Source organism: Parabacteroides acidifaciens, from assembly GCF_003363715.1.
GTDB classification, from domain to species: Bacteria; Bacteroidota; Bacteroidia; order Bacteroidales; family Tannerellaceae; genus Parabacteroides; species Parabacteroides acidifaciens.
Map to the genome: position 1 here is coordinate 1 of NZ_QREV01000001.1, position 11,912 is coordinate 11,912.

The window sequence follows — 11,912 nt, forward strand, 5'->3', positions numbered from 1 at the left end:
GTGAACAATATATCATACTTTTTATTTAGACTCAAAAATATATATGCATAGCTCCACTATTTTTCGGGGTGATCCCTCCTGATTTTCCACAAAAAAAGAGAATACTAATTAGATAGTATTCTCTTTTTTGTGACCGCGACAGGATTCAAACCTGTAACCGGCTGATCCGTAGTCAGCTACTCTATTCAGTTGAGCTACGCGGCCAATCTTTATATTTTTGTTTAAACTTCTTCTGAATGGTGACCGCGACAGGATTCAAACCTGTAACCGGCTGATCCGTAGTCAGCTACTCTATTCAGTTGAGCTACGCGGCCAATCTTCATTTTTGTTTAAACTTCATCTTGAAATGGTGACCGCGACAGGATTCAAACCTGTAACCGGCTGATCCGTAGTCAGCTACTCTATTCAGTTGAGCTACGCGGCCATTATTTCTTGATTGCGAGTGCAAAGGTAGTATTTTCTTTTTTATATGCAAACCTTTCCGTTGTCTTTTTTTTAACTAATCCAGCATCTTCGGGTTAAATATCAGATAACCAATATTCAAACCGAAATTGAAATTTTTCGATGGATAGCTATAGCCATTCGCATACAGGCTGATGTTGGCAAATGGCAGTTGCAAAACAAGGGCTGCCTCTCCCATATATTTGAACGAATGGAGAAATTTTCCATAATAGGGGATAGCAGAATAAGTATTGTTATTCCATATCTCTTCTTTCTTAATTTCATACAACGGGGCAAAACCATACATATCCAGACGAAAATGGAGCAATTTGCTGAACTTCCAGATAGGAGAGAGCCCGAACGCTACATACTGGTTGGCCCGGAAAGCCTCGTTAAAGACTATCTGGCTATGAGGAGTCGGTGTAAACGCCGGTGCCTGCAAAACAGAAGCCGTATAGTTGTTCATCAAATTCTTGCTGGAAATGACAAGCTCACTTGTAAAACCAAGATTAAAGTGTGAACTAAGTGTCCTATATTGTTCCCATTCGCCTTTCATCTGTAACCAGCTGTGTATTTTCCTGTCAAAAGCTCCCATATCGGTAAGAGGAGAAGGGCGGTAATTTTCCTTGCCTGTCACATATTGCGCAACAAGAAACTGCTTCCGGCCGGAAATAGGATATTGTTTGTAATCCAAGGAGTTTCGTTCGATGCTAAGGGAGCCGGCAAACAAATCATACCAACTGTGATCAGATGTTGCATTCGGGAAGGTCATATTGGATGTCTGGAAATAGTAATCATTGAGCCGCCCGTAGGCAAAACCGATCTCCGCCTTGGCGCGGTTCAGGAACGGAAAACCAAGTTTGACTTTCGTATATAACTCTTTCTGGCGGATAAAAGCCGGCAGAACATCTTCGTAGAACAATGACTGGCTTTCCGAATATTTTTTTTCCGAGAATACACCTTGCCAGTTCAGATAGGTCGGTATCCTTGTCTGTAAATAAATACGCCCGCTCAGCATCACTCCGCTAAAGGAGTTACCCACTTGGAAATTGGAATTAACATCAGCGGCAAACCGTCCTAAGTATTGGTATCCCAATCCTAAGAATAACTGGTTAGCCTGATAGGAAGATACGTTTCCTCCGAACCCGACTGTGATCTCTTCCTTCATCTTGACATCCAGATAAAGGTCAAACTTTTTCTCCTTCCGGTTATAAACGGCATGCGGCAATATCTCCTTAATTTTGGAGTAAGTCAGCATCTTGAAGTATGCACGCTTAAATTCTTCCATCGAAAACTCGTGGTTGATGTCGCGATGCAGTTGGGCTTCGATATATTTCCGTTGCGATTCGCTCACGCCTGTAACATATATATTCTGGAAGATTAAAGGAGGCAGACTTTGCTTGTAGGCCTCACGGCGTTTGTTCACTTCGTCCAGGTCAACCCGCCGGGAGACACGTGCCTTGATCGAATCCATCATCGCCATCGTCCGTTTATAGCCGATATCCATCAATTCCCGTGATTTCTGGAAATCAAGAAGAGAGACGGTCGGGAAGCTGAATTTGATCATCATGCCTTCTTCCTCGGGTACGTCGTATTCCGTTTTCTGCATAATCATCGTCTCAAGCTGGTTATAAGGATTGGAAGAAGGCTTGTTATTGCTGCCTGCCACTGTCGAGCCAAAGATAAATTCCGGATGAAACGCCTCTTTCATCGGGCCAACCGGGAAGTTATCGTATATACCGCCGTCGAAAATAGGCACACTGTCTTTCCATATCGGCTGGAAAAAGAACGGGAAAGTCATGGAAGCCCGGACAGCATCGCCCAAGTCCCCGTTTTTGAAGATAATGGCTTTTTTGCTGTAGATATCCGATGCTACGCAGCGGAAAGGCACAAAAAGGTTGTCAAAATTCCATCCGGCTTTAGCTGTCGCCTGCGAAAACAAAGCCATAAAAGCCTGGTTCATCTGGATCGGATTGATCAGGCTTTGAGGGAAAAAATTGGCTTTAACTTGTAATGAATCAGTCATGTCGATCGAGAAATGGCCGAATTCAGGTGTCGGGTCCGGACGTTTGAAATAGTATTTATATTCGTTTTCCACTGTCCCGGTCTGCCAGTAACTGAACTCTTCGGACAACATTAAATTAACCATCTCTTCCGGCGTATATCCCATTGCATAAAGGCTGCCGACAATTGCGCCGGCGGATGTTCCCGTTATATAATCGATCGGTATTCCATTTTCTTCCAGTGCCTTGATGACTCCGATGTGGGCAGCTCCTTTCGCACCGCCACCACTCAGAACCAATCCCACCTTCTGGGCGTATCCCATCTGTAAGGCCATAAATAACAAGGCTGTCAGTACAGCTATCTTTTTCATACTTGTAACTTCTCTACTTAATGATTTCAAAAGTAGTCGTTATTTCCCAGACTGCAAGAATTTGAGATGCATAAAATACAACATAAAATTGGTCTGTTTTGTTAATTGGTCACACAGGTAAGATCATTTGAACAGCTGTAGAAAGTTTTCCTTATAACTGGGAGAAACTTCTATTTCCGTTTCATCTTCCAGTACGACATATCCTCCCGAACCTTTATGGTAAGACTTGATACAATTAAAATTTATAATATGCGACTTATGTATGCGAACAAAAGGGAACGGCAATATTTCACTGAAATGTTTCAGGAAACGGCAGACCATCTTTTTACTTTTGTCCGTGAGATAAATATCTGTAAAATTACCATTTCCCTGCAAACGAACGATCTGTTCCATCTTGACAACCTCGAAACCTTCCAAAGTCGGCAGAATGACTTGCTGCTTTTCCGGTTTGGATTCCCGTAAGTTTTCTACCAGAATTTTATTGCGGTTGAAAACTTCGCGATTGGAGATGTGTTGCTGGACTTTGTTGACCGCCAATATAAGTTCCTCTATACTGACCGGTTTAAGCAGATAATAAGCCGCACTTTGATTCAACGCACGCAGTGAATATTCGGAATAAGCCGTAACGAAGATCGTCTCAAAATATATATCCCGGCATCCTTCCAGTACATCGAATGCATTTCCAAAAGGCATTTCGACATCCAGGAAAACCAGTTGCGGCTCCAGTTCATGTAGCAGAGGAATGGCCGACTTACAGTCAATGGCTTCTCCGACTACTTCCACGGAAGGACAATATTTAGCCAAATAATTTTTCAAAGCCTCGCGTGCGGCTTGTTCGTCTTCTACGATCACACTCTTTATCTTAGATAATGTCTCCATCATTTTTTATGTTGTATGGGAAAGTGAAAGGTGACGATTACTCCGCTTTCATTCCCGGTTTTTTCTGTTATGTCTATTGTTATGTGGCAATTATACAAACTGTTCAGTAAATGGATACGTTCGTATGTATTGGTAAGGCCACGCGAATGGTGCTCCCGCTGATGTTTGGTTTTCAACTCCCGGCTTTTGGTCAGCCCGATGCCGTTATCTTCTATGACAACGGATAGGGAAGAAGCCTTCTTTCGGATTGTCAAAGTGAGCAGTCCGGAATTTTCCTTGTAACGGAGTCCGTGCCAGATCGCATTTTCCAATTGTGGCTGGATAAGCATATTGGGAATAAGGATTGCCTCCATGTCGAACGATTCGTCAATCTGAATCTGATAGGTGAATTTATCCTGAAAACGCATATGTTCCAGTTCTAAATACTCCTTTAGTTGCTCAAGCTCGGTTGCAAGCGGAGTAAAGTCCTTGTTGGAGTTTTCCAATGTGTTGCGCATCAGGCGGGAATAGGAAGAGAGGTATTTATTGGCTGCCAGTTCGTCATTCCGGGCAATAAACTGATTCACGCTGTTCAGACTGTTAAATATGAAATGCGGATTCATCTCACGCCGTAACGACTGTAATGCGATCTTTTTATTCTTGCGCCTGATAGAATACCAAGCCCGAAGAATAAAGGCCATGCATATCAGGATCAAAACGATCGAGCCCAAGAGGAAGCTATTGAATTTATTCTGTTTCCGGATCAGTTCATCCTTCAATACGCGCTCTTTTTCCAACTGGGCAATGCGTTTCTCGTGCACTTCAAAAAAACGGGAATCGATCAACGTACTGTCTGCCTTAACCATCGGTTCCAGCTGACTCATAAAATCTTTATATAGATCCAGGGCCTTCTGGGGCTTATTCATTTTCTGATATTGCGCGGCAAGCTGTTCCAGGCTTTTCTTCGCTTCAATCGTGTGCCCTTCCTTCAAAGCCAATTCGTATGACTGGAGAAGTGACGCGGCAGCAGCCTCCATTTTCTTGTCGGCGGCATAAGCAGTAGCGATTTCCCGTTTGACTTTAATCGTTTCGACCGGCTTGTCTTTTACATCTTCCAATGCGGATTCCAAATTGGAAATGGCAGCTTGCTGATTATTCATCTTCATATTTACTTCCGCCATCTGCTGATAGGCGACAGCCCGTTCCTCCTTGTCTTCGTCAGCATTCAGGATATCGATATTCCGTTGTATATAAGTTGCCTGTACGACAGGGTTCGATTTATTCTTCAGACGTTTAACGTCATTTATATTCAGTTCTTGCACCTGTTTGTTCTGTGACAGCTTTACTGCTTCACTATAATTCGAGATTGCGTCGCGCAGTTTGTTTTGTGCTTCCTTCACTTTGGCAAGTTCCCGATTTACGTAGGCCAATTGTTCTTTGTCGTTCAGCTTCTGATAGAGTTTGGAGGCGTTGTTCAGATACAACTCCGCTTTTACATATTCGCCTTGTTTCATTAACTCCTTCGCCAAAATCAGATAATCGAATGCGATTTTCCTGTCGGAACTGTCTTTCTCTAAAGAGGTCGACAGTTTCATGGCTGCGCTCCGGGTATTACCGGAATACTTTATAGTCGGAATCGTATCTTCCTGCGACCAGGCAATTGTCGCCGGCAGTAACATGAATATAAGAAGGGACAAGTATTTCATCGCTTTTTCCGTCATATGTTTTTACATGTGTAAAGTAAATGCTTCTAATACATTTATCTGTTATGTTTCACCAAGTCAAATTCCCCGTTCACCCATTCTGGCAAAAACTTTAATATTTAACATTCTATATTTGAACCATAAACCTATAAAAAATATCCGAATATGAAAAGAATTATCCTATTTAGCTTCCTGTTTGCAGCCATCTTTGCTACTGCAATGGGCAACATGGTGTCTGAAACGGCAAAGAAAGAGAACCAGACGAAAATACAAGTCGCCATCCTTCTCGATACATCGGGCAGCATGCAGGGATTGATCGAACAGGCAAAGTCCCGGCTCTGGAATATCGTCAATACGCTGACAACGCTCAAATATAACGGAAAAACGCCGAAAATAGAGATTTCCCTCTATGAATACGGCAGTTACTATCGTTATAAAGGAGATTATATCCGGCAGATCACTCCTTTGACCACCGACCTGGACCGAATCTCGCAGGAACTTTTCGCCCTGACAACCGGAGGCAGCGAAGAGTATTGCGGAACCGTTATCCACAAAGCAGCCGACGAGCTGGAATGGGGAAACAACGAGGCTGATATGAAGTTGATTTACATTGCCGGAAACGAGATATTCGACCAAGGGGAAATCCGGTACAAAGATGCCATTGCAGATGCTGTCAAAAAAGGGATTTCCGTCAACACCATCCATTGCGGCGACAGGACAACAGGAATACATGATTACTGGCAAGATGCGGCAGTAAGGGGAAACGGCAAGTTTTTCAATATCGACTCGGACGAACGTATCCGTTATATCGAAACACCTTTCGACGCCCAAATCGTTCTTTGTAATGACCGGTTGAACAGAACATATGTCGGTTATGGACATGCCGGCACTGCACGCAAAGCCAATCAAGTAATGCAGGATCAGAACGCCATGTCCATTTCTTCTGCCAACTATGCAGAACGGGCTGTCAGTAAGACAAAGGAAGTCTATGACAACACCTCATGGGACTTGGTAGATCGCCTGAAACAAGATAAAGATGCGCTCGCCAAAATCTCCCGGAATGATTTGCCGGCCGATTTGCAGCAATTATCTCATGACCGATTACAGGCATATGCAGACAGTCTGGCCAAAGAGCGGGCTGCCATTCAAAGAGAAATAGCCAGGTTGGATGCTAAACGCAAACAATATATGGAGGAACAGGCCAAAGAAGGAACCGGAGAGAAGAAAGAGGATTTGGGAAAAGCCATAACTTCCTCTATCCTGGAATTTGCAAAAGCAAAAGGGTACACGGTTGAATAAATAAAAAAGGCTTTAGTCAAACCTCCTTGACTAAAGCCTTTCCAATATATTATTTATCTGCCTTATTATCCGATCATCTGAACACTGCGCTTGATGAACTGGCTCAACGCTTCACCTTTCAGCATACCGTTTGCTAACAGTGCGAGGTCGATCAGCTGGCTGACCAGCTTGTTGCCGGCGGCGTATTCGGACAGAATGCCGTTGCGCTGTGCAACCAGTTCGTCTATCTTTTTGTTCGTGTTCGTCATATCTTCTTTCTCTTCGGAAGTGATTTCTTCTTCCTTCTTTTTGTTTTGGGCTTCACGTAAATCGCTTTGACGCGCCTGCCAGCCTTTCAGGTCGGCAAGGATCGGGTTCAGCTTTTCCGCGCAGGCCGTTTCTTCATCGGAAAGAACTTTCTTTACTAACTCGTGGTCTGTGTTCAACACCAGGTTGTAGCTGTCGGGCAATTCGCCGTAGAACGACATACCGGGCTGCATGGCAGACATTTCACGCATACGGCGTATATACTCGCTCTGTGTCAGCATGACCGGATTGGAGTTTTCACCCAATGCTTCGAAAGTAACGATGAAATCGGTCTTTTCGATCTTCGGAAGCTGGCTCTTGAACATTTCCTGCAAAGCGTTCTTCTGGTTTTCATCCAGCGTAACTTTGCCGGCGTCTTCCTTGCGGATCAGGTTGTCGACCGTATCGCTGTCCACACGGACGAAACGAGTCTTCTCGAACTTCTGTTCCAACTGGCTGATCGCGTGTACATCCAACTGGCCGTCCATAATCAACACACTGTATGCCTTGTCCTTAGCAGCCTGGATATAGCTGTACTGGTCATTGACATTGGTCGTGTAGAGATAGATCAGATTGCCCTCCTTGTCTGTCTGGTTAGCTTCTGTCAGAGCCTTGTATTCTTCAAACGTATAATATTTGCCGTCCACATCCTTCAGCAGGGCGAATTTAGCCGCACGGTCGTAGAACTTCTCTTCGCTCAGCATACCGTATTGGATGAAGAGTTTCAGGCTGTCCCACTTTTCCTCGAATTGAGGGCGGTCGTTCTTGAACATTTCTTCCAGGCGGTCTGCCACCTTCTTGGTGATATGGTTGGAGATCTTCTTTACATTCTGGTCGCTCTGCAGATAAGAACGGGAAACGTTCAACGGGATATCCGGTGAATCCAGTACGCCATGCAACAATGTCAGGAATTCAGGTACTATACCTTCAACCGAGTCGGTAACGAATACCTGGTTGCTATACAGCTGTATCTTGTTGCGATGCAGGTCGATATTGCTCTTGATGCGAGGGAAATACAAGATACCTGTCAAGTGGAACGGATAATCCACGTTCAGATGAATCCAGAACAAAGGTTCGTCCGACATCGGATACAAGTCCTGGTAGAACTTCTTGTAGTCTTCGTCCGTCATATCGCTCGGCTTGCGGACCCACGCCGGCTGAATGTCATTGATGATATTGTCCTGGTCCGTATCGACATACTTACCGTCTTTCCATTCCTGCTTTTTACCGAAAGCGATAGGCACCGGCAAGTAGCGGCAATATTTGGTCAACAGGCTGTTAATCTTATCTTTATTCAGAAAATCTTTGTTTTCGTCATCGATATACAGGATGATATCCGTACCGCGATCCTCTTTTTCTGTTTCTTCCAGTGTGTATTCGGGCGTGCCGTCGCAGCTCCATTTCATAGGAACGGCTCCTTCCTTATACGATTTGGTTACGATTTCCACCTTCTTGGAAACCATGAAGGAAGAGTAGAAGCCAAGTCCGAAATGACCGATGATGGCGGCTGCGTCGTTCTTATATTTTTCAACAAACTCTTCGGCTCCGGAGAATGCGATCTGGTTGATGTATTTGTCGATCTCTTCGGCTGTCATACCGATACCGCGATCGGATATCTTGATCGTATCGTTGTCGAAGCTGACATGGATAGTCAAGTCACCCAGTTCACCCTTAAACTCGCCGACCGAAGCCAGCGTTTTCAACTTCTGCGTCGCATCAACCGCGTTAGACACTAACTCACGAAGGAAGATTTCGTGGTCACTATACAAAAACTTCTTGATGATAGGGAAGATGTTCTCACTTGTAACACCTATGTTTCCTTGTTTTGCCATAATACGATATATATTTTAATATTATACTTATTGTTTCTGCTTTATAACCATAATTGCTTACGTGATGTTTATTAACAAAAACAATGCCAATGTACAAAATGGCATTTCAGACTGACAAGTTATCAGAGATGGCAAGCGGCAGAAGTTTCCAAGTGGTGAAACTTTTGTTCCATGCCGAGGAAACTTTAGTTTCTTGCAGGAGAAACTTTTGTTCCATGGGCATGAAACTTTAGTTTCAAGCATTGAAACAGGTGAAACTATTTAAGACTTTTTAAAGAAATAGGAGAGGAAAGGTGAAATAGTGGTAGCAGCGGTATCACTAAAAGATGCTGCCACCACTTCTATAGGACTTATAAATCAAAGCGCTATAGCCAGTGGTGGCAGCAATATGAAATAAAACAATTATCAGATAGATGTCTCAGGAAGAGACTCGCCTGTTGTCGGCTCGCTCTTTTTTACGCTTGTAACGATCTCCTGCTTGTCTTTGTCGAAGTCGACCACAATCGTGTCGCCTTCGCCGACAGAAGCACGGATAATCATTTCTGCCATCTCGTCTTCCAGATATTTCTGTATAGCACGTTTCAATGGGCGGGCGCCAAACTGCACATCGTAACCTTTGCCTGCGATAAAGTCTTTGGCGGCATCTGTCAGTTCCAGGGAGTAACCTAAGCTGGCAACTCGTTTGTAAAGACCTTGCAGTTCGATGTCGATGATCTTGTGGATCGCTTCTTTATCCAACTGGTCAAACATGATAATGTCGTCCACACGGTTCAGGAATTCCGGGGCAAACGCTTTATTCAGCGCTTTCTGAATGACGCTGCGGGAGAAATCCTTGTCCGGTTCACCGGCTACTTGCGTATTGAAGCCGACGCCACGGCCGAAGTCCTTCAATTGGCGCGTACCGATATTGGATGTCATGATCAGAATCGTGTTCTTAAAGTCAATCCGTCTGCCAAGACTATCCGTCAGACGACCTTCATCCAAGACCTGCAACAAAAGGTTGAATACGTCCGGATGCGCTTTCTCGATCTCATCTAACAAGACAACGGAGTAGGGCTTACGGCGAACCTTTTCCGTCAACTGACCGCCTTCTTCATAACCGACGTATCCCGGAGGCGCACCGATCAGGCGGGACACCGCAAACTTCTCGAGATATTCACTCATATCGATGCGAACCAGTGAATCTGCCGAGTCGAACAGGTATTCCGCCAACTTCTTAGCCAAATGGGTTTTACCTACACCAGTCGGACCGAGGAACATAAATGTTCCGATCGGCTTATTCGGGTCTTTCAGACCGACACGGTTACGTTGGATTGCTTTTACAATCTTCTGGACGGCGTCGTCCTGGCCAACAACTTTCTTCTTCAGATTCTCTGCCATTTCGAGCAGTTTCAGATTCTCTGCCTTGGCAATACGCTGAACGGGGACACCGGACATCATGGCAACAACTTCTGCCACTTTATCTTCGTCTACCGTTTCGCGGTGTTCCTGTAACTCCTGTTCCCACTTGGCTTTAGCAGCTTCCAGTTGGAGCAGGTACTGACGTTCTTTGTCACGGAAGCTGGCAGCTAACTCGAAATTCTGTGACTTAACGGCAGCCAGTTTCTCAGCTTTAGTCGCCTCGATTTTGGCTTCTAACTCTTCGATGCTCTTCGGGACAGTGATGTTAGATATATGTACGCGAGAGCCGGCTTCGTCCAATGCGTCGATTGCTTTATCCGGGAAGTTACGGTCGCTGATATAACGTTCTGTCAGTTTTACGCAGGCTTGCAATGCTTCCGGCGTATAAATTACATTGTGATGTTCCTCGTAGCGGGCCTTGATGTTTTGCAGGATCTGCAAAGTCTCTTCGGCTGTTGTCGGGTCGACGATCACTTTCTGGAAACGGCGTTCCAAGGCTCCGTCTTTCTCGATGTTCTTACGATATTCGTCGAGCGTCGTAGCACCGATACATTGTATCTCGCCACGTGCCAAAGCCGGTTTCAACATATTGGCCGCATCCATCGATCCGGAGGCCGAACCTGCACCGACAATCGTATGGATCTCATCGATAAACAGGATGATATTCGGGTTCTTCGACAATTCGTTCAGAATCGCTTTGATACGTTCCTCAAACTGGCCGCGATATTTCGTCCCGGCCACAATGGAAGCCATGTCCAGGCTGATCACACGTTTGTCAAACAGGATACGGGATACTTTACGTTGGATGATACGAAGGGCCAGACCTTCCACGATCGCTGATTTACCGACACCCGGTTCGCCGATCAGGACAGGATTGTTCTTCTTACGACGGCTCAGGATCTGTGCCAAGCGTTCGATCTCTTTTTCACGTCCTACGATCGGATCGAGGCGGTTCTCGGCTGCCGCACGTGTCATGTCCGTACCGAAATTATCCAATACGGGAGTGTCGTTCGGTGACTTCGGCTGTGCTGAACCGGTTCCTGAACCGGAGGAGCGGGGAGATTCCCTGCGGGAAGAGAAATCGTCTTCATCGTCTTCGTCATCGTCGGTATAACCGTCGCTGATTTCATCGAAATGTTCGAGGTCGTCTTCTGCATCGGCAAAATCGTCCATGCGTTTCAAGCCTGTTCCGCTTACCAGATAATTGTACACACTACGGTAGGTTATACCTGCCTCGTTCAGCACTTTAGCGGCCACGTTAAACTCTTCTTTCAGAATGGCCAGGAGCAGATGTTCCGTACCTGTTTCTTCTTTCTTGAACAGACGCGATTCGAGCATACTCATACGCAGTACGCGTTCGGTTGTTTTACTGATGGCGATGTCATGCTGGACAGTTTCTTCGGCGTCAAATGTATTCTTGATTTCTTGTTCGATCTTCTTCTTAATACCCCATTCGTCGACATTCAGTTCGCGCAGTGCCTGCACGGCCTTCCCTTCGCCGTCACGGATAATACCAAGCATTAAGTGTTCCGGCCCGATATAACTGTTCTGAAGCCTTGTCGCCTCTTCACGGCTATATTCAATAATGTCCATTAATCTCTTTGAATAGTTATTTTTCATATTATAATAATGTACTGTGACAATGCAAAAATAATAAACTCTCTCCATATACCTAACAAATTCCATGCCATTATTCCTTAATAAAAAAGGAAAAGGACA

General features: G+C 45.0%; 6 protein-coding genes and 3 tRNA genes. 1 reads left to right on the plus strand and 8 read right to left on the minus strand.

The genetic code is table 11. From position 1 onward, the window contains the following. Positions 1 to 130: 130 nt before the first annotated feature. The 6 genes from DWU89_RS00005 to DWU89_RS00030 form a co-directional block, all read right to left on the minus strand. Positions 131 to 204, minus strand: a tRNA-Arg gene (locus DWU89_RS00005). A 33-nt stretch (positions 205 to 237) separates the two neighbouring features. Next, positions 238 to 314 (minus strand) — tRNA-Arg (locus DWU89_RS00010). Between the two features lie 33 nt (positions 315 to 347). Further along, positions 348 to 424: transfer RNA gene (locus tag DWU89_RS00015), tRNA-Arg, on the minus strand. A 75-nt stretch (positions 425 to 499) separates the two neighbouring features. Continuing rightward, on the minus strand, positions 500 to 2,815 hold the full coding sequence (locus tag DWU89_RS00020) for a patatin-like phospholipase family protein (protein ID WP_115497652.1): 2,316 nt from the start codon (positions 2,813 to 2,815) through the stop codon (positions 500 to 502). A gap of 123 nt (positions 2,816 to 2,938) precedes the next feature. Then, complete coding sequence (locus tag DWU89_RS00025) at positions 2,939 to 3,697, minus strand: LytR/AlgR family response regulator transcription factor (RefSeq protein ID WP_244205820.1); 759 nt, start codon at positions 3,695 to 3,697, stop codon at positions 2,939 to 2,941. After that, positions 3,694 to 5,394: a tetratricopeptide repeat-containing sensor histidine kinase gene (locus DWU89_RS00030; protein ID WP_115497654.1), complete on the minus strand. Its 1,701-nt coding sequence runs from the start codon at positions 5,392 to 5,394 to the stop codon at positions 3,694 to 3,696. Before DWU89_RS00030 ends, DWU89_RS00025 begins: the two co-directional genes overlap by 4 nt. 147 nt (positions 5,395 to 5,541) lie before the next feature. Between DWU89_RS00030 and DWU89_RS00035 the strand changes: the two genes are divergently transcribed. Beyond that, complete coding sequence (locus DWU89_RS00035; protein WP_115497655.1) at positions 5,542 to 6,675, plus strand: vWA domain-containing protein; 1,134 nt, start codon at positions 5,542 to 5,544, stop codon at positions 6,673 to 6,675. Positions 6,676 to 6,740: 65 nt separating this feature from the next. On the opposite strand, the gene htpG is transcribed toward DWU89_RS00035, so the two are convergent. Both htpG and DWU89_RS00045 read right to left on the minus strand, forming a co-directional pair. Continuing rightward, a complete protein-coding gene (htpG, locus tag DWU89_RS00040) occupies positions 6,741 to 8,792 on the minus strand; it encodes a molecular chaperone HtpG (RefSeq protein ID WP_115497656.1) in 2,052 nt (683 codons plus the stop codon). A 405-nt stretch (positions 8,793 to 9,197) separates the two neighbouring features. Continuing rightward, entirely contained in the window at positions 9,198 to 11,813 is a 2,616-nt protein-coding gene (locus DWU89_RS00045) for an ATP-dependent Clp protease ATP-binding subunit (protein WP_115497801.1), read from the minus strand. Positions 11,814 to 11,912 lie beyond the last annotated feature (99 nt).